The following is an 18,708-nucleotide window of genomic DNA, read 5'->3' as shown; positions in this document are numbered from 1 at the left end:
ATTTAAGAACTATATTTCATCAAAACAAATTTAAAATATTAAAATTTTCGTAAATGAGTTCTATATTGAAGAGAATTAAGATTGTTTCAGAAAAAGAGGGGATAAGTGTGTCCGCTTTAGAAGCATCAATTGGGGCTAGTAAGGGTGTTTTTACACGTGCATTGGCGAATAATACTGATGTTCAAGCTAAGTGGTTGGTCAATCTTGCTGAAAAATATCCCAAATATTCCTCAGAATGGTTATTGAGAGGTGAGGGGGATATGCTTAAGCCTGTTTTGGCCAAGGATAGTGAAGAAACGTATCTAACATCTGAGTTGGAGGGAATCACGAATGGGGAGATTAATACGTTAAAACAACTGATCGCTTCTCAAAATATGACTATTAAATCTCAAGAGAAGACAATTATGTCTTTAGAGAGATTATTGTCTTCATTTGAGCAAGAGATTGAATGGCTGCGGAATAAATAGATTCTAACCATAAATTTTTGTTTTCTTCTCCGAGACGGGAAGCTAATTGGTCATTATTTGCATGGGAATAAGTTGTTCAATCGTTGTGGAATCAACAGGAATTAGCGGGTCTCGCTTTTTTGCAAAGATAAACTCCTGCACAAACGGGAGATTTGGTTTGTGGTTTGGTTTAAAATAATAGCGTCTTAAAAGTAGAATAATTGTGAACGTAAAAGAACGCGTATTGCTGATCGCTGAAAAAAAGGGCATCAGTAAAACTGAATTTTTTAAAGATGTGGGGCTCTCCTATGCCAATTTTAAGGGCGGTCAGAAAAATACAGCGCTGAGTTCGGATGCAATGATTGCGATATTGACCCGCCATCCGGATATTAGCCCTGCTTGGTTATTGTTGGGCGAAGGCAAAATGATGCGTACTGCGGGAGCCGTTAGCCCCGAACCGCAGATGGCTGCGAGCAGTTCCGAAGGTTCGTCAGTTTCCAAACAATTGGTCGCCGCGCTTGAACAGACGATCAAAGCGCAGGAAAAAACAATTTCCGCTTTGGAGGGACAGGTGATACTGCTGAATCGGAAATAAAATCCAAAATAAGATCAACCCTTCGTTCGCTAAATAGCTGATTATAGCGATTTCCTTGGCCTCCTTTTTGCCTATTTTTGTTAAGTATCAGCGGGCTATTGTTATGTTAAAAATGTTGAGTTGCCCTTAGGGATAGTTTTCAACGGATTTAGCCGACTTTGATGGTTATCTGCATCGCTATTTAAAGAAATCAAGCTATATGTTTAGAAAAGTATTACTCCTGTGCTGTATCCTATACAGTTGTTTTGTGAACCGAAGCATGGCGCAGCCAGCGGGTGAACGGCCTGTGTATACATCCAAGTGGGGCTATCTCTATCGGGAGGCTGGAAATAACAATGATCCTTTGGGGGTATTTGCCACTGAAGCGCCGATTTATCTGCTCGACTCGACCAATAGGCAGTATAAGGTGCAGGTCAGCAACGGCGATATCGGATTTATCGACCGGCAACCGCTGAAGAATTTCATGGACGGAAAAAAATCTGCCGGTGAGCCCGCTAAATATTTTTATCGGGGCGTCGAAGGGTATCAGTGCCCGCACTATTATGTGCAGGTGTCCGAACTGCGTGTCCGTAAAGCGCCTACAACGACAAGCACCGCTGTGCGCCGCGCACCACTCAATGAATTGCTATGCATTGATTATGTCCCTTTATATACCGACGGTTGGGTGTATATCGGTGATCATTTTCATGAACAGCCTGAATATGTGCAATTGAAGTTTTTGGGTTCCGAACTGACCTATGATAAAGTACTGAAAGATTATTTGGCGGTAAAAGGTAAGGATCAAGAAAAAGAACTGGTTCAGGTGGGGAGATTGCGGGAGTTAGCTTGGCGGGAGTCGAAAAATCTGAAGCCGGCCCTGTCATATTGGAAGGAATCTTATGCCGCCTATGGGGTGGGAAATCCGAAAGTCGATATTGATTTTGAATTGCTACTGGCCAGTAAACTGGATAAAAAGCCGGATTTTGAAGCGTATGAAAAGAAAATGACGGCGCTGAACTTACATTTTATCTGGAAAGGGGTGTCGCTCGTGGACGGAGATATCAAGGATGCTCAGATGAATCAATTAAAGATGCAACGTGTTGCCGAGATACCGGATATGCCCGAATGTGGCTGGGAACCGCGTTACTTTTATAAAACTCCGAATATGATCGTGGCATTCGAAGAAAATGACAAAAAGAAGGTCTTCGGAACGGTCTATAAGTTATACTTTTCGGATGGTGAGATCTTGGTGATGGGCAATGAACATATGGATGCCAATTACGCTGAAAGGGATTTTATCAATCATTTTGGCGATATGCTCTCCGCAAATATGATCGAGGAGCCGCATGTGTACCGTCTTCAAAATGGCGATGCAGGTCAACTGATCATTACCTTTAAAGATGGTAAATTGTTTAGCTACGACTGTATGTACTATTGTTAATCGCAGCATAGGGGACTAAAGAAATAAATGGATTACTAAAGGATTTCCTATTTTTAAGGATAGCATAAACAAACAAGGACCTGTATTGAGCAGGTCCTTGCGCGTTTATTGTTGTTTCTGATCTATATAATTGACATTTCAAAAAGTCTGGCAATGTGTCCGCGAAGTTTTTCCTTCACTTCATCCATATCGACTTCTTGACCAAGTTCCCGTTTCAATGAGGTCACGTCTTTGTCGTCGATACCACATGGGATGATATTGCTGAAATAATCCAGGTCTGTATTGACGTTAAAGGCGAAGCCATGCATGGTGACCCAGCGTGAGGCGCGCACGCCCATCGCGCAGATCTTGCGGGCCGTGGGCTTGTCCGGTTCGATCCAGACTCCCGTAAATCCGGGGTATCTCCCCGCCGGAACACCATAATCGGCGCAGGTCAAGATGATCGCTTCTTCCAATGTCCTTAAATAAAGGTGGATATCGGTAAAAAAGTTGTCGAGATCCAGAATCGGATATCCCACAATCTGACCCGGTCCATGGTAGGTGATATCACCGCCACGGTTGATCTTATAGAACTTCGCTTCTTTTTCTTCCAGGCCTTTCTCATCCAGGAGCAGGTATTCTTCGTGTCCGCTTTTTCCTAAGGTATAGACATGGGGGTGGGCTGTGAAAATCAGGTAGTTTGGCGTGTCTGTTGTTGTCGCATTGACCCGATTGTCGTGTTTGACGTCTAATACCTCCTTGAAGATGGACTCTTGTCTGTCCCAGGCTTCCTGATAGTCTACAAGTCCCCAATCTTGGAACTGCACCACTTTATTCATTGCTTATTTTTTTAAGAAGACGGATCGTCAGTAACGATCCGCCCTCATGTTTGTCAAATTAATACAACAGGTTGTTGTATGGATAACGTTCATTGTGCATCTTCACGATGATATCGTAAAGTGTCTGTTTGAACTCTTCGATATTTGTCTTGTTTGTCGCAGATAGGAAGATCGCCGGATCGGAGTTTTTCGCCATCCATGAATTGCGGAAATCGTCCAATGTAATCTCTACCTCTTCACCATCGTGTCCCTCTTCAACAGCCGGTTTGTACAAGTCAATTTTGTTGAAGACTGTAATAACGGGCTTATCTAAAGCTTTCAGATCTTTCAATGTCTCATTCACCGCCTGAATATGGTCTTCAAAGTTAGGGTGTGAGATATCCACCACGTGGATCAGCACATCTGCTTCTCTGACTTCATCCAATGTAGATTTGAAACATTCCACCAGGTGATGCGGTAATTTGCGGATAAAACCTACCGTATCGGACAACAGGAACGGAAGATTGTCGATAACGACCTTACGTACCGTAGTGTCCAGCGTTGCAAAAAGTTTGTTCTCGATCAATACGTCAGATTTGGAGATCATATTCATGATCGTTGATTTACCAACGTTCGTATAACCTACCAGAGCTACGCGGATCATCTCGCCACGGTTTTTGCGCTGGGTTTCATTCTGCTTGTCGATCGTTCTCAGTCTCTCCTTGAACAACGAAATTTTGTCCAAGATAATCCGTCTATCGGTTTCGATCTGCGATTCACCGGGACCACGCATACCGATACCCCCGCGTTGACGCTCCAAGTGGGTCCACAAGCGGGTCAATCGTGGTAATAGGTATTGCAATTGGGCCAGTTCCACCTGGGTTTTTGCCTGTGCAGTTTTCGCATGTCGGGCAAAGATATCCAGGATCAGATTGGAACGGTCTAAGACTTTGCGTTGGAGCTCTTTCTCGATGTTACGTAATTGGGATGGGGATAACTCATCGTCAAAGACAACAATGTCGATCTCTTCGGCTTCGACATAGGCTTTGATCTCCTCAAGTTTTCCGCTACCGACAAATGTCGCTCTATCCGGAAAAGCTAATTTCTGTGTAAACATGCCTTTGGTCTCTCCACCGGCTGTCTGTACGAGAAATTCAAGTTCTTCCAGATATTCCCTTGCTTTTGCCTCAGTCACGCCTTGGGTGATCACACTGACCAAGACGGCTGTTTCGGGTTTTATTGCTGTATCGTGTATTTTAATTCTGGCCATTTTGTACTATTAAGTATATTGTAGTGTATGGAGCGCGTTCAGCTATGTTCATAGCGATCGTCTGCCTCTTATCATACTTCCACTTTTAATTTTTGTTTTGAAAAAGGTGAATTTAAGAAAAACCAATAAGTTTTTTGTGATTTGCTTACCAGGGCAACTCAAAATAAGTAAGCGGTCAGTCGCCATCTTTTGCCTAGTAAAAGAAGGGGGTATTTTCTATATCATGTTCATAATGATGCAAAAATAAATAATTTTGATTTTATATACAAATGAATTGAGTGCTGTTCGCCCATAAGTTATTTATGACGATCTGTTTACTTTATTTTTGATCATCTGGTCTCAGGGGAAGTGAAATAGCATTTAAAAGCTTGCATGCGATATGCGGTAGTACCGCTGACCCTTGTTGATCGTCCCCCTTGAAGGATATCGGGATTCGGATTGCGAAAATAGTTAACTGAATGCCCAGCTTATGTAGCATTTTCATGAGCACTGGAGGTGCCATCATTTGGTTTGTGCCGAATATATGGCACTTCTTGTTTTGAATTTGAACGCGGCACTGCTGAGTGGCTGATGATCAGGATATTTTGTCCCAGGCAATGCCATCTGATTTTCGGGCCAAAAAGCTTCTGAGCAGGTAGTTTTTTTCGCTCTGAAGCGTGGGGTCTTCTTTGAATATGGCGATCACAGTGTTTCTACATTCGGTCAATAAGGCCTGGTCTGTTGCCAGATTGGCCATCTTAAGGTCGAGGACACCGGATTGCTGTGTGCCGGAGATATCCCCAGGGCCGCGTAATTCCAGGTCAACTTCGGCAATTTCAAAGCCATCATTGGTGCGTACCATGGTATCCAGTCGGAGGCGTCCTTCTTTGCTGAGCTTATTGCCCGACATTAGGATACAAAAGGACTGCTCGGCTCCACGCCCCACACGTCCCCGTAATTGATGGAGCTGGGATAGACCAAATCGTTCGGAGTTTTCAATGACCATGACCGAGGCGTTAGGCACATTGACACCGACTTCAATTACGGTTGTTGCCACCATGATCTGTGTCTCGTGTTTTACAAAACGTTGCATCTCAAAATCCTTATCCTTCACGGGCATCTTGCCGTGAACAATACTGATTTTATATTGTGGGAGAGGAAATTCACGTTGCAAATTTTCTAGCCCCGCTTCTAGATAGATCAAATCCAGTTTTTCACTTTCTTTGATCAGGGGATAGACCAGATAGACCTGTCTGCCCTTGGCGATTTCTTCCCGCATAAAGCCAAACATCCGCAGACGGGAGCTTTCAAAGAAATGCACGGTTTTAATCGGTTTACGTCCGGCAGGGAGTTCGTCGATCACCGAAATATCGAGATCCCCATACATCGTCATCGCTAGCGTCCGTGGAATGGGCGTAGCTGTCATGACCAGCATATGCGGTGGGATAACATTCTTGCGCCAGAGCTTGGCGCGCTGCTCTACACCAAAACGGTGTTGTTCATCGATAACGACGAAGCCGAGATTCTTGAATTGCACCTTATCTTCAATCAGCGCATGGGTGCCAATCAAGATGTCGAGCGTGCCCTCTTCGAGGGCCTGATGGATCAGCCGCCGCTCTTTGGTGCCGGTTGATCCCGTGAGCAGCTTGATACTGACAAGATCATCACCGACGAGCTGTTTGAGTCCATGGTAATGCTGTGTGGCCAAGATCTCGGTCGGTGCCATCATACAGGCCTGAAAGCCGTTGTCAACGGCGAGCAGCATGCTCATCAGGGCAACCACCGTTTTGCCGGAGCCCACATCGCCCTGCACCAGACGGTTCATCTGCGCGCCGGTATTGGTATCGATACGGATTTCTTTAACAACGCGTTTCTGTGCACCTGTCAACGGGAATGGAAGACGCTCATTGAAAAAAGTGTTGAACTTTTCGCCTACTTTATTGAAACGCTGACCCCTGAATTTCTGCGTGTTCAGTTGTTTGTTGTTCAGCAGTTTTAGCTGGATGAAAAATAGTTCTTCAAATTTGATCCGCTTGATGGCCTGGTTCAATTCCTTTTGGTTGCTCGGAAAGTGAATGGACGCGAGGGCTTGCTGGTGGGAAACCAGCTGGTGTTTTGCCATTATTTCCTGGGGTATCGTTTCTCCGATACTCCGAAATACGGTCTCCAATGCGGTCTGCTGCAAGCGTTGGATGCCTTTGGTATCCAAATTGAATTTTTTGAGTTTCTCCGTGGAGGAATAGACGGGCTGTAAGCTCATGTTGCCCGCCTGTTTGACCTGCGGATTGTACAGGTCCATTTCAGGATGGGTGATGGATAGCTGCCCATTAAATTCACTGGGCTTGCCATAAATGATATAGGCCGAACCTACTTTCAGGGACTTTTGGAGCCAGGGAATAGACTGGAACCAGACGAGCTCCATGGAGCCGGTTTCGTCCTTGAATGAGCCCACGAGACGCTTGGTTCTTTTCTCACCCACGAGCTGTAGTGAAACCAGCCGTCCCAAAACCTGTGCGGCCATCATATCGGGGTGCAGCTTCCGTATCTTGTGGAATTCTGTGCGGTCGATATAACGGAAAGGGTATTGGGTCAAGAGGTCACCAATGGTAAATACCTGTAACTCTTTCTTGAGCACATCTGCCTTTTGGGGGCCTACACCTTTGAGGTATTCTATCGGGGTAATTAAACTTAATTCAGCCATTCTTCTCGAGTGGCTAAAATACGAAAAATTTAATTTTTACGATTTATATACTTCCACAAATGGCTTTCCATCCTTGCATTGAACTGATTTTTTTCTATTTGGGCGACCGATCTGACATGCTGTTTTTTTTAGGATCAATAAATTTAGGCTTGTAAAGTTTTCTGTTTTGAATCGGTTTATTCGTATTTAATCGTTGCCTTTCCTTCCTTGCAAATGACATCTAGCGGTTTTCGATAGGGAATGCAATTGATTCTTGGCGCCATCATGGGCTGGTATATTTCCATGAGCCTATTATAGTCATTGATCATGTTCTGTAAGATGGTCTTATCAACGGAGTGGTGGTAGGCGATATGACTGGTACCACATACGGTCTGGATATCTATGATTTTCCAGTCATCGGCATTGGAACATTCTTTTGGGCTGGCCAGCGCTATAATTTTGCTGTATTTTTCATTTGAAAGTGTTTCCAATTCCTTTTCGGTTTTTTCTTTATAGGGGTTTTCAAGATGGGATTCGGATTTACAAACAACAAATAGCATCGTACATGCGAGCAGGGAGGTAATGCCTAGGACGGACAGATTTTTCATAATAGCGTATTTGGTTTTCTGACTGAACGAAGAATTTTGTGCTGGTGCTACAGAGAGGATTAAAAATTTCTCATGACTGTGATTTTTTAGAAGCGGTGATTTGTGCCAGAGCGTAGGGCGAGCGACGAATTCGGAGATAAAGAGGATCAGAACGATAAAAAAAGCGGCTTAACCATATGGTTAAGCCGCTTCGGTATTGCAGGGAATTCTTTTTAGAAATTTCCTTTCGCAACATCCCACCAAAGGCGGGTACCGCCATTGTCAGGACCACCTAAAAGTGATATTGCGTTTTGTACTTCAGCTCTGTTGGTGTTGTATTCGTTCTGAGGGAACGGCAAACGACGGATCTGTATTTTAGTGTCGATCAGCCCACCGCTGTTATTGACAACCACAGGAAATAAACGTGGATATCCGGTACGACGGAATTCGCTCCATGCCTCTTGTCCTTCTGGGAAGATTGCCAACCATTTTTGGGTAATGATGCGTTCCAGTTTTTCCTCATTCGTGGCGCCATCGTTCCACTTGATGGTTAATGAACTTGGTGATTTTGCATTATTGTCCGCATTGAATGGGTCGTTATAGTCGGCAGCTGTACTTGTGTTATCATCCAAATAAGTTCTTAGAGCTGATGAAACACCCCACTGTGCGAATGAAGTCTCCACGCCCTTCTCATAAAGTGACTGTGCTGTTCCGCCTGTATTTCCCCAGCCTCTTAAAGCTGCTTCGGCACGTAAAAAGTAAACTTCTGCAGCCGTCATTAGAATCGGTGCTGTACTTGCGGTGAAGGTTGGTGTGGTACCTTCCGTATTCAGTGCTGAAAGTTTTTGATATTTGTCTTTTTCAATACCCTCTGCACCTGTACGAATACCAATGTATTGGCCTGCCACTGATGTCAGTGTAGGGTCGTTTGAAACGGGAGACATGTATTTTGAGGTCCGGGGATCTTTCAGTCCGACCATGTAGGACGAAAGCGTAGCATTGATACGCGTATCGGCCCAGTTTTTGGCGATAAACCAAAGTGGATTGCTATAGGTTCCGTCTGTTGGTACGGTAACCTTGAAATTATCGGAATTGCTTTCCAAAACACCACCATTTGCAGGATCCAAAGCTTTTTCTGCCTGTGTTTTTGCTAGCTGTGGGTCAACTTTAACCAGACGCATCGCAAGGCGTAAGCGCAGGGAGTTGGCAATTTTCAACCAATTTTTAAATCTTACCTGATTATCGGTATTTGGAAAAACCAAATCAATCTGGTCGATTTTTGCCGCCATTGGACTATCTGCTTTATAGGCCTTCAATACTGTTACCGCTTCATCAAGTTCTTTAAAGAAGCTGTTGTACACATCGGACTGTTTGTCGTACGGAATAGTATTGGATGTACCTACCTGGCTGTAGGGAATGGGGCCATAGATATCCGTAACGCGGCTTGCCGCTTCTACTTTGATGACCAGGGCTGAACCCCATAATGCTGGATATGTTTCTGCAAGACCATTCTTTTTCAGTTTATCGATCGCCTTGATGACATTGAGGTATAATACTTGGAAGGGTTCGCCATTCCAGCCATTTACCATAGCATAATTGAGGTTGTTCTGTCCACTATTGAACGGTGTCGGCGACATAAAGAAGCCTGAATAAACATCTGCATTCAGATTCTGTTGTACCTGATATGAGTTTGGATCGCCAGCACCTGAAAAATTATAAATAGACATTTGAGCGTTCCGTAGGAAAATGACAAGATCTTGTCCGTCTCCTTTTAAGTCCTCATCTGTAACGCCAATATTGTTTTTGTTGTAGTCTTCAAAATTTTTGGTGCAGCTCGTCATAGCGCCTCCTAAAATTAATAGAGCAAGAGAGAACTTTGATATATTTTTTATTGTAAATTTCATTGTATTTCTATTAGAACGTTGCGTTTAATGTTAGACCATAGTTACGTGTTGCTGGCATCATAAAGATATCGACACCACTTAGTGCGTTGCCCGTAGACATGGTCACTTCAGGATCGAAAGGTGCCTTTTTCGAGATATAGAATAGGTTTCTTCCGACAGCATTGACACGAAGTTTTTTGAAGAAGCTATCTTTAATGTTAAAATCATAGCCAAAGGTTAGCTCACGCAATCTCACTACAGTTCCGTCATAGATATATTGGCTACTCACAGGCCCCATACCAGCAGTTGATGTGTACCATTGCTCTGCATCCACTTTTGTGACTGCTTTACCATCTGGTGTTACACCATTGACGATCACACCACCATTCGCCCGTGCATCACCAGTTACTTTCGATACACCATAACCGTCAAGTAAAGATTGTGTCACCGACATGACGTCATAGTTGAACTTGCCATCGATGAGGAAACTTAAATTGAAGTTCTTGTAGTTAAAGCTGTTGTTCCAGCCCATTTGCCAAATTGGATTGGAATTTCCAAGTTTGGTATAGACGTTGTTTTTTTGTGGAATTCCGTCCGCAGAAATAATAATGCGGCCTTGGTTATCGCGTACAAAATCCTGTCCGTAGATATCACCGAAAGATCCTCCAACTTCCAATTTGGAAGCAAAGTTATTTCTACCTTCTCCAGTCAGATTAAATTCAGGTACAGCATCTGCAAGTTCGATAATCTTGTTTTTGTTGTAGGTGAAGTTTACACTTGTGTTCCAAGTAAAATTATCATTCTTGATAGCATCCAATGAAACCAACGCTTCGATACCCTGGTTTTGGATATTTCCAGCATTGATCGCATATTGTTTGTTCAGTGAAGCGTGACTTGCTGCTACCTTAAAGAACTGATTTGTTGTGTTGGTTTTGTAGTAGGTCAGGTCCACATTCAGACGATTATTCCACATACGCCATTCTGTACCGATTTCCAATGACTTCGTCTTTTCCGGTTTTAAAGTTTTCAAAAAGGCGATATCATTAACGGTTAATACCGCATAAGGATTCACTGTGTTTGTTAATAAACTTGTATAAGGCGGAAGGTCGTTACCTACGACTGCATAAGAACCGCGAATCTTGGCCATATTGACAAATTCAGGGAGGTTTAGCTTGTCATTCAAGACAATTCCTAAACCTGCTGAAGGATAGAAGAACGACTTTGTGCCAGTAAAAGCAAGTGTACTTGACCAGTCATTACGAGCCGTCAGATCCAAATAGATCCAATTATCATAGGCTAAATTGGCGGAGGCAAATACGGATTGTAATTGTCTGCGGTTGGCAGATAATGTGGAGGTGACAGGTGTGGTTGTATTTTGGATAAAGAATTGATTAGGAACCTTCAAGCCATCTTTTCCTGTCGTGAAATCCGTTCCTTCTGTTTTCCAATCGGTGATACTTGTACCGACCAATCCTGTGATCTGCAGTTTGTCGCTAACATTAAAGTTCATATTAGCAACGACATCACCATACTGTTGTGTAATGGTGGTATTTGTGTAGCTATATGCACCATTTTCGCGGGCAAGAATTTTCTGTGTACCGGCATATGCCTTTCTATCCCAAACTTCACTCGTCCGGTCTACACTACCACGTGCCTGCACGCTGATCCATGGTGCGATTTTATATTTTGCACTTCCGTTCAACAATAAGCGATTTCTGGTCGATCTTGTCGAATTCCGGTTTGCAATCCACCAGGGATTTTGTTGTGTGGTTTCATCATCCGAAAGTGTAAACCAATTCTGCTCATTGAGACTACGACTTGGATTAAATTTTTCGTAAGTTTTATAATCCGCAATATTCAAACTTCGAGGTAAAAGATAAAGGCCGACTAAGGGACTGTAGTAAAAGCCCGAAGTAGGTGCATTATCCAATTTTTGTGTAATGTAGTTTGCACTTGCTTCAACCGTCAATTTATCATCAAAGAATGTTGCACTCTCTTTGAGATTGAAGTTGTGACGCATCAGGTCATTTTCTGGTAGTATTCCCTTTGCAAGGGTATTGGCATAAGAAAAGTAGGTTTGATTTTTCTCATTACCACCAGATAGCGTTAGTGAATTTGTGAAATTACTTCCTGTACGGAAGAATTCACCTACATTATCATAGTTAGCGCCATTCGTTTTATCACCCCAACTAAATACACTTGTATTACTGTTTTTGCCTTTAGAGCCTTGGCCATATTGGCTCTGAAACTTTGGTGTTGATACAGCTTGTTCGATTTGGGCGCTTGATGAAAAGTTAATTGTTGTGCGGCCTTGCTTTCCAGATTTGGTTGTAATCAAAATCACACCATTGGCGGCTTGGCTACCATATAATGCTGCCGCTGAAGCTCCTTTTAATACGGAGATATTTTCCACATCTTCAGGGTTAATCATAGCTATTGGGTCGCCACCATCGCGCTGACCACCGAAAACATTATCTGGTTGGCCGGCTAAAGTTTGGTTATTGATCGGTACACCATCGACAACATAAAGTACTTGGTTATTACCGGAGGCAGATTTGTTACCACGTAAAACGACTTTTGCGGAGCCGCCTGGCCCTGAGGAGCTGGAAGCGATATTAACCCCTGCTACTTTACCATTTAGGTTGTTGGCCAAGTTGGTACTTTTAACCTTGTTCAGTTCATCTCCACTAACCTGTTGTGTAGAGTAGGTCAGTGATTTCTGTGCGCGGCTGATACCCAGCGCCGTGACGACAACGCTTTCAAGCTGTTGCGTCTGCTCATCTAGGCTTATTGTAACCGTTGTTTCTCCCGGTCCAAGTGTAACTGTCTTATTTTCGTAGCCAATCGTGCTGATGTTCAGGACACGATTTTTATCGTCTACATTGATCTGAAATGTTCCCTTACTGTCTGTGGAACTTGCTGTGGACGTTCCCAATACCTTAATGGTAGCGCCCACGAGTGGAGTTTTTGATTTTGCGTCAACAACCGTTCCTTTCACTTGGCTGCTTTGCGCATGTAGTAAAGATGCTGAAAAAAGCATTGTCGGAACAATACTCAACATCCTCAGTGTAGTGTATAATTTGTTATTCATGTAGTATATGTGTTATATTCAGTTTTTTATATACATATTTTCACAACAGAAGTTATTTTCCACGGTAATGGGCTAATTCCATTTAGCATGTCGGTTAGGGAAAACGATATTGAATAGAGCTGGAGAGCGAAATAAATGATTATTGTATGTTATTCAATACCCCAATTGATAGGAGTGAGGGAAAGTGTGATTTCCTTTAATTAATACTAATTTACTACTGTTGATTAAAAATCAAAAATTTTAAGAAACAAAATTGATACAAAACTAGGGGTTTTTATGTTAATTAGTTGATTTTTAGTTATGTATCGTTTTGTAATTTTTTGTGCTCTGCCAAAAATGTATCTTTTGGGGGATATATTAAACACCAAAAGGCCTCAAAATTTTATAGTTGAAGCCTTTCAGTAATAGTTGAAGCATGATTTTGGGAAGCAAAATGCATCATCTGATTTATCATCGCTGTGCTATAGCAAGCTCGCACGACGATAGACCAGATGACGTGTCAAATTTTTTCGTGAGTAAGTGTCTAATTCCAAGTGTAGTTGACCTTTGGTTTTCCGTTTTCACAGGTCAGCGATTTAAACTTTGGTGTAGGGCCTTGTGTACAAACTGGACGCTCTAAGGAGGATAGCCTTAGGTAAAGCGCATTGTAAAGGCTTACTATTCTCTTTATTTCGCTGTAGTCATTAGCTCGAGAAAAGGGTAAATAGGTATTATAACATCCTAGAATGGGGGTAACATCCCATTTGTCAATACCGGTACAGTTAAGCTGATTTTGATAATCATCCATCTTTTTCTTAAGATCGGGGAGGAGTTCCCGGCATTTTTCGGCAGAGAGATCTTGTGCAAAAATTAATTTGGCTTTTTGATTCTCAACAACCAATTCCAATGGTGAATATTCATACCAATAGTAATCGTCACAAGGTTCATAAATAATGCCTTCTTTGATCCCAGCATCGAATCCCTTTTTTACAAGATCCCGATAGTCCTGCCACAGTCTGTCGAAATCCTTTTCAAGTGACTTGTGCATGGCAAAATAGCTCTCGCCGCACCAGTAATTTTGTGCTTTTTTTACATACCATTCTTCCTTATCTGTGGCTTTTTTTGAGGTGATTAACTGTTCAATTTCCTTCCGTTTTTTAATGGCCAATTCTTCCCAATATCCCGATGAAAGATTCTCTTTTTTACAGGAAATTAAAGCGATAAACAAAAATAATGCAACGTACAATAACTTGTGATGTTTCATGGTCAGTATTTAATTTATTGGTTATTTACGCAATAAATACGTAAATACTATCCGCTTTGCTACATCCTAGCCTAATTTTTCCTGACCTGTTGGAAATTACTGCTGTTGAAAAGAACAATTGCCATCAATATAATGCCATAAGCGACATACTTGACAAAAGGGACCGGTTCCTGAAAATACGTCGCGGCCAGCGTGAAAGCAATGATTGGATTGATGTATAATAGGACACCTGTTGTTGTTGAGGAAATACCGATCAATGCATACATGCTCAGGAAAAGCGGGATAATGGTGAAGACAACAGCGATCAGTAAAATAGTACCCCAAAAAATAGGGTCTGTGGGGATGTCGTGGTGATTATAGATCAGCTTCGGGACAACAAATAGCGCACATATACTCAATTGGAGGACCAATTGGTTAAGTTTGTTGAAACCTGTCGATATACGCTGCACAATAAGGTAGAAGGCATAGCAGGTCGCGATGGTTGCGGCCCATAAAACATCATTCAATGAGCCCTTGGCCAGTAGACAAACACTGCCAAAGGCAATGAGCAAGGCCAGCTTTTGCAAGGGGCGCAGTTCTTCTTTTAAGATAAAATAGGCTGCTGCAGCGGTGATCAAGGGGCAGGTGAGATAGGCCAATGCCGCGGATTGGATGCTGATGTGATTGACGGCATAGATATAGGTAAACCAATTCCCGAAGATCAATAGGGACGCGAGAATAGTGAGACCGGTCTGTTGAATTTTGCGGTTCCGTGGGAGGTTTTTGAACTTTTGAATATCTGCACGCAGCGTCTTTCTTTGAAATAATAGGAGATAGAGCCACAGCACTCCAAGGGCTGTTACGATCCTAAAATATAGAATATCTTCGGCAGGATATTCTCGTATCCACCGAACAGGAATGGACATGAAGCCCCAAATAAAGGGCGCCAAAAAAGCCGCGAAAAGATATTTTCCGCGGCTTACAGTTTCGTTATTATTTTCCACGGACTAATCTTTCCAGGCAATGACCGAAATTTCGACATTGACATTCTTTGGCAATGTCTTCACCGCTACACACTCACGTGCCGGTTGTGCATCCTTGAAATATTCCGCATAAACATCATTTACGAGAGCAAAATTACCCATATCACTTAAAAAAATTGAGGCCTTGACAACATCCTGAAATGTATATCCAGCATTTGTTAAGATGGCTTCCACATTTTTCAAAACCTGATGTGCTTCATCTTTTACACCTGAAGATATCAGTTCCATGGTCTCTGGAACAAGTGGTATCTGTCCGGATACATAGAGGGTATTTCCCGCTTTGATTGCTTGGTTATAGGGGCCGATCGCTGCTGGAGCTTTGTCTGTATTTAAGATCTCTTTTTTTGACATGGTCGCTTGTTTAGGATGAAAAAAATATTTTATAGATCAACCCCAATAAAAAGACAATAATAGCCGTTGCATTAATGATATGCATGGCTTTGATACTGCCACTGGTGGGTCGGTCAGCGTTGCGCTTTCTGAAAAAGTACATGGAACTAAGTTACGACAGTAAATTAAAAAGTTAAAATTAAAAAGTAAAAACTTTGGGATAGCGTGAAGACAAATCCTAACTTTAGTAATAGAAGCATGCTGTGTAAAATTTGCTGTTGAGCCTACGAGGAAAGGAAATACTGAAAAGGCCTACACATGTTACAATGCGGATTGTTACAGCGAATTTCATGTCGGAAGCTTTTCGAGAGGATTGTAAGTCAATATATTCAGCATGAAAAGTATCCCATTTGAAGCGTTGAAAAGGAAAAATGTAAAAATTATTTTGATGAAGAAAACAGCATTAATAGGTGGTAAGATCTATACCGGGAATGAAATTATAGAGAAGAAGGCTTTGCTTTTGGATGGTGGGGTAATAGTCGGGACCGTCGATGATAAGGATATCCCAGTGGGATATCAGTCTCTTGACGTCAAAGGTGCCAATATCTGTGCCGGATTGGTTGATCTGCAGCTATATGGCGATGGTTCGGATCTTTATTCTGCTGAACTTAGCCTCGCGTCATTGGAACGGATCTCCAATGGATTGATTGATAAGGGGACGACTTCCTATATGATGACTTTGGCGACGAATACTATTCCAGTATTTAAAGAAGCCATTCGCGTTGCTGAAGATTATCATCATGATGCATTTTTGGGACTGCATCTGGAAGGTCCATTTTTGAATGCAAAAAAACGTGGTGCTCATCCTGAAGAACTGATTATAACACCGACGAAAGAACGGATCGAAGATCTGCTCGAGGGAAGTCAGGTTGTCAAGATGATGACGATTGCTCCCGAATGTATTTCGGATGAGGTGCTGAGGTATTTACAAACGTATCAGTTGTTGCTGAGTGCAGGGCATAGTAATGCTACTTTTGCCGAAGGGACTCATGGCTATGATGCGGGAATTCCGACAAGTACACATCTGTTTAACGCCATGTCCCCATTGCATCATCGCGAGGTGGGTTTGGTCGGAGCTGTTTTTAACCATCACAGAGCCTGTTCGAGTATTATTGTCGATGGACATCACGTCAGCTTTGAAGCTGTGAAAATTGCTAAAAAGCAAATGGGCGACCGTCTATTTATGATCACTGACGCTGTCGCGGCATGCAATAAAGGGATCTATCAGCATGTGTTGAATGATGGTTATTACGCCTTGCCGGATGGCACGATTTCGGGGGCAGCAATTTCCCTATTTGAAGGAATCAGAAACTGTGTACAGCAGGTCGGGATTCCGTTGGACGAAGCGATCCGGATGTCGACAACCTATCCGGCGAATCTACTAGGAAGAAGCGATATCGGAAACCTGAATACAGGAAGTATGGCCAATGTCATCGTGTTTACGGATGACTTCAAGTTGGAGCATGTTATCTTCAAAGGGGAACTGCGCTATTGATGAGCCTGTTGGGGTAGATTACGTTGTAATCTGCAATTGACTTATATGCTGTGATTTTCATCTGATAGAAATATATTTTAAGAAGGATGAAAGAAAGCTAAATTTCTTTTCTATTGAAATTTAGCTTAGTTTTGGGGGTTATTTTGAAAAAAAACACTATACTTTATCGCTTAATGAAACGTTCCTTATTATTTTTAGCTACGGCAGTCTTTCTTTTGTCTTCTTGTTCATCCAAGAAAAATAAGAAGGAAGAACCTGTTAATACAAAGACCAATGTTGAAATTGTAAAAAAAGATCCACCTTCGATTCCAAAAAGAGAGCGGATGAAAAATACAATCGAAACTAAAGAGACTAAAGAACAGCCTGCTGTTGAAAAGAAGAAGGATATCGTTGTTGAACTTCCAGCTGTGCCACGCGAGTTTCGTGCTGCCTGGGTTGCTTCCGTTGCGAATATCAACTGGCCGAGCAAAAATTACCTTAGTACTGCTGAGCAGCAGCAGGAAGCGATCGGTATTTTGGATTTTTTAAAGAACAATAATTTTAATGCGGTTGTCTTCCAGGTACGTCCTTCAGCGGATGCTTTTTATAAAAGTGATCTTGAACCTTGGTCTTATTTTTTGACAGGAACTGAAGGTCAGGCGCCATCACCCTATTATGATCCACTTGAATTTTGGGTTGAACAGGCACACAAACGGGGGATCGAACTTCATGTTTGGTTAAACCCTTATCGTGCGCACCATACCGCCGGTGGTGCGGTGACTTCGGCATCAATGGCACGCAAGATGCCGGAATCTGTTGTGAAATTAAAACAGGGCTACTATTGGTTTGACCCATCAAAACAGTCGACACAGGATCATGCTGCCCGTGTGGTCATGGATATTGTTAAGCGCTATGATATTGATGGGGTGCATTTTGATGACTATTTCTATCCTTATGCTGAATACAATGGTGGCCAGGACTTTCCGGATTCGGATAGCTATAATGAGTTTAAACGTAATGGTGGCAGCCTGTCGCGTGGTGATTTTAGAAGAAACAGCGTGAATACCTTTATCGAACGTATCTACAAGGATATCAAAAAAGAAAAGAACTTTGTGAAATTTGGGATCAGTCCTTTTGGGATCTGGAAACCGGGTTATCCTGCGGGAATACAAGGATCAAGTCAATACGATATGTTATATGCTGATGCTAAACTTTGGTTGAACAAAGGCTGGATCGATTATTTTGCACCACAGCTTTATTGGCCTATCCAACCGGCAAAGCAAAGTTATACGGCTTTGTTGAAATGGTGGGAAAGTGAAAATACAATGGGTCGTCACCTTTGGCCGGGGATCAATACCGTTGGGAGACGTGGCCCGGAATATGTACAGGAGATTGTCAATCAGGTTGCTGCGGCAAGGGATCTTTTACCGAATAATCGTGAAGGTGTTATTCACTGGAGTTTGGCTGGTCTAACAAAAAATCCGGCAATGACGCAGGCGCTTGTGGATGGACCTTATCAAACTAAAGCCTTGGTACCAACAACACCATGGCTCAATGCGAACCCGTTGTTGAAACCGAGCTTATTGCTGACGCCACAGGGGAATAATATTTTCTTGAAATGGCAGCATCAACAAGTGGACCAGGTGGCAAAATGGGTGTTATACCTGAACTATGGTGGTCAATGGACGTATGAGATCTTGGAACCAGGCGTAACAACGAAAGATGTACCGACGACATTGAATAATAAAAAACTGCAATATGTTGCGGTTAAAGCGATCGATCGTTTGAGCAATGAAAGTCCTTATATTGCTGAAAAGGTAAAATAGCGACA

At 42.6% G+C, this 18,708-nt stretch carries 15 protein-coding genes; 5 read left to right on the top strand and 10 right to left on the bottom strand.

Annotated features, from left to right (window positions below; all coding sequences use genetic code 11):
• The first annotated feature begins 53 nt into the window (after window positions 1–53).
• The 3 genes from ABFX33_RS22420 (at window position 54) to ABFX33_RS22410 (ending at window position 2,461) form a co-directional block, all read left to right on the top strand.
• On the top strand, window positions 54–467 hold the full coding sequence (locus tag ABFX33_RS22420; RefSeq protein WP_346088382.1) for a hypothetical protein: 414 nt from the start codon (window positions 54–56) through the stop codon (window positions 465–467).
• A gap of 202 nt (window positions 468–669) precedes the next feature.
• Entirely contained in the window at window positions 670–1,041 is a 372-nt protein-coding gene (locus ABFX33_RS22415) for a hypothetical protein (RefSeq protein ID WP_346088380.1), read from the top strand.
• 199 nt (window positions 1,042–1,240) lie between these two features.
• Window positions 1,241–2,461 (top strand): SH3 domain-containing protein, encoded by a 1,221-nt coding sequence (locus ABFX33_RS22410; protein WP_346088378.1) that lies wholly within the window; start codon window positions 1,241–1,243, stop codon window positions 2,459–2,461.
• A 122-nt stretch (window positions 2,462–2,583) separates the two neighbouring features.
• Here ABFX33_RS22410 and lipB read toward each other — a convergent pair whose 3' ends face one another.
• The 10 genes from lipB to ABFX33_RS22360 form a co-directional block, all read right to left on the bottom strand.
• A complete protein-coding gene (lipB, locus tag ABFX33_RS22405) occupies window positions 2,584–3,279 on the bottom strand; it encodes a lipoyl(octanoyl) transferase LipB (protein ID WP_346088376.1) in 696 nt (231 codons plus the stop codon).
• Between the two features lie 58 nt (window positions 3,280–3,337).
• Entirely contained in the window at window positions 3,338–4,528 is a 1,191-nt protein-coding gene (gene hflX, locus ABFX33_RS22400; protein WP_257096638.1) for a GTPase HflX, read from the bottom strand.
• 574 nt (window positions 4,529–5,102) lie between these two features.
• Window positions 5,103–7,208 (bottom strand): ATP-dependent DNA helicase RecG, encoded by a 2,106-nt coding sequence (recG, locus tag ABFX33_RS22395; protein WP_120260350.1) that lies wholly within the window; start codon window positions 7,206–7,208, stop codon window positions 5,103–5,105.
• A gap of 176 nt (window positions 7,209–7,384) precedes the next feature.
• Window positions 7,385–7,795 carry a hypothetical protein gene (locus ABFX33_RS22390; RefSeq protein WP_346088373.1) on the bottom strand — a complete coding sequence of 137 codons (411 nt, stop codon included), beginning with the start codon at window positions 7,793–7,795 and terminating at the stop codon, window positions 7,385–7,387.
• Between the two features lie 212 nt (window positions 7,796–8,007).
• A complete protein-coding gene (locus ABFX33_RS22385) occupies window positions 8,008–9,678 on the bottom strand; it encodes a RagB/SusD family nutrient uptake outer membrane protein (protein ID WP_346088371.1) in 1,671 nt (556 codons plus the stop codon).
• Window positions 9,679–9,688: 10 nt separating this feature from the next.
• The gene (locus tag ABFX33_RS22380) at window positions 9,689–12,748 is read right to left on the bottom strand and encodes a SusC/RagA family TonB-linked outer membrane protein (protein WP_346088369.1); all 3,060 of its coding nucleotides are present in this window, start codon (window positions 12,746–12,748) and stop codon (window positions 9,689–9,691) included.
• Between the two features lie 523 nt (window positions 12,749–13,271).
• On the bottom strand, window positions 13,272–13,991 hold the full coding sequence (locus tag ABFX33_RS22375; protein ID WP_346088367.1) for a hypothetical protein: 720 nt from the start codon (window positions 13,989–13,991) through the stop codon (window positions 13,272–13,274).
• 71 nt (window positions 13,992–14,062) lie between these two features.
• The gene (locus ABFX33_RS22370; protein WP_346088365.1) at window positions 14,063–14,974 is read right to left on the bottom strand and encodes an EamA family transporter; all 912 of its coding nucleotides are present in this window, start codon (window positions 14,972–14,974) and stop codon (window positions 14,063–14,065) included.
• A gap of 3 nt (window positions 14,975–14,977) precedes the next feature.
• On the bottom strand, window positions 14,978–15,364 hold the full coding sequence (locus tag ABFX33_RS22365) for a RidA family protein (protein ID WP_346088363.1): 387 nt from the start codon (window positions 15,362–15,364) through the stop codon (window positions 14,978–14,980).
• A 10-nt stretch (window positions 15,365–15,374) separates the two neighbouring features.
• On the bottom strand, window positions 15,375–15,506 hold the full coding sequence (locus tag ABFX33_RS22360; RefSeq protein WP_306429691.1) for a DUF6728 family protein: 132 nt from the start codon (window positions 15,504–15,506) through the stop codon (window positions 15,375–15,377).
• 231 nt (window positions 15,507–15,737) lie between these two features.
• Between ABFX33_RS22360 and nagA the strand changes: the two genes are divergently transcribed.
• Together nagA and ABFX33_RS22350 are read left to right on the top strand one after the other, a co-directional pair.
• The gene (gene nagA, locus ABFX33_RS22355) at window positions 15,738–16,898 is read left to right on the top strand and encodes an N-acetylglucosamine-6-phosphate deacetylase (RefSeq protein WP_346088360.1); all 1,161 of its coding nucleotides are present in this window, start codon (window positions 15,738–15,740) and stop codon (window positions 16,896–16,898) included.
• Between the two features lie 173 nt (window positions 16,899–17,071).
• On the top strand, window positions 17,072–18,703 hold the full coding sequence (locus ABFX33_RS22350; RefSeq protein ID WP_346088358.1) for a glycoside hydrolase family 10-like protein: 1,632 nt from the start codon (window positions 17,072–17,074) through the stop codon (window positions 18,701–18,703).
• Window positions 18,704–18,708: the final 5 nt, after the last annotated feature.

The sequence above is a fragment of the Sphingobacterium ginsenosidimutans genome (assembly GCF_039536865.1).
In the GTDB taxonomy this organism is placed as follows: Bacteria; Bacteroidota; Bacteroidia; order Sphingobacteriales; family Sphingobacteriaceae; genus Sphingobacterium; species Sphingobacterium detergens.
Note: the sequence above shows the minus strand (reverse complement) of the source record. Positions and strands in the feature narration are given on the sequence as shown.

What these genes read in the sequence shown, in the direction of transcription:
- ABFX33_RS22420 (WP_346088382.1), top strand. Translation starts at nt 54, where the DNA reads ATGAGTTCTATATTGAAGAGAATTAAGATTGTTTCAGAAAAAGAGGGG.
- ABFX33_RS22410 (WP_346088378.1), top strand. Translation starts at nt 1,241, where the DNA reads ATGTTTAGAAAAGTATTACTCCTGTGCTGTATCCTATACAGTTGTTTT.
- lipB (WP_346088376.1), bottom strand. Translation starts at nt 3,279, where the DNA reads ATGAATAAAGTGGTGCAGTTCCAAGATTGGGGACTTGTAGACTATCAG.
- hflX (WP_257096638.1), bottom strand. Translation starts at nt 4,528, where the DNA reads ATGGCCAGAATTAAAATACACGATACAGCAATAAAACCCGAAACAGCC.
- recG (WP_120260350.1), bottom strand. Translation starts at nt 7,208, where the DNA reads ATGGCTGAATTAAGTTTAATTACCCCGATAGAATACCTCAAAGGTGTA.
- ABFX33_RS22390 (WP_346088373.1), bottom strand. Translation starts at nt 7,795, where the DNA reads ATGAAAAATCTGTCCGTCCTAGGCATTACCTCCCTGCTCGCATGTACG.
- ABFX33_RS22385 (WP_346088371.1), bottom strand. Translation starts at nt 9,678, where the DNA reads ATGAAATTTACAATAAAAAATATATCAAAGTTCTCTCTTGCTCTATTA.
- ABFX33_RS22380 (WP_346088369.1), bottom strand. Translation starts at nt 12,748, where the DNA reads ATGAATAACAAATTATACACTACACTGAGGATGTTGAGTATTGTTCCG.
- ABFX33_RS22375 (WP_346088367.1), bottom strand. Translation starts at nt 13,991, where the DNA reads ATGAAACATCACAAGTTATTGTACGTTGCATTATTTTTGTTTATCGCT.
- ABFX33_RS22365 (WP_346088363.1), bottom strand. Translation starts at nt 15,364, where the DNA reads ATGTCAAAAAAAGAGATCTTAAATACAGACAAAGCTCCAGCAGCGATC.
- ABFX33_RS22360 (WP_306429691.1), bottom strand. Translation starts at nt 15,506, where the DNA reads ATGTACTTTTTCAGAAAGCGCAACGCTGACCGACCCACCAGTGGCAGT.
- nagA (WP_346088360.1), top strand. Translation starts at nt 15,738, where the DNA reads ATGAAAAGTATCCCATTTGAAGCGTTGAAAAGGAAAAATGTAAAAATT.
- ABFX33_RS22350 (WP_346088358.1), top strand. Translation starts at nt 17,072, where the DNA reads ATGAAACGTTCCTTATTATTTTTAGCTACGGCAGTCTTTCTTTTGTCT.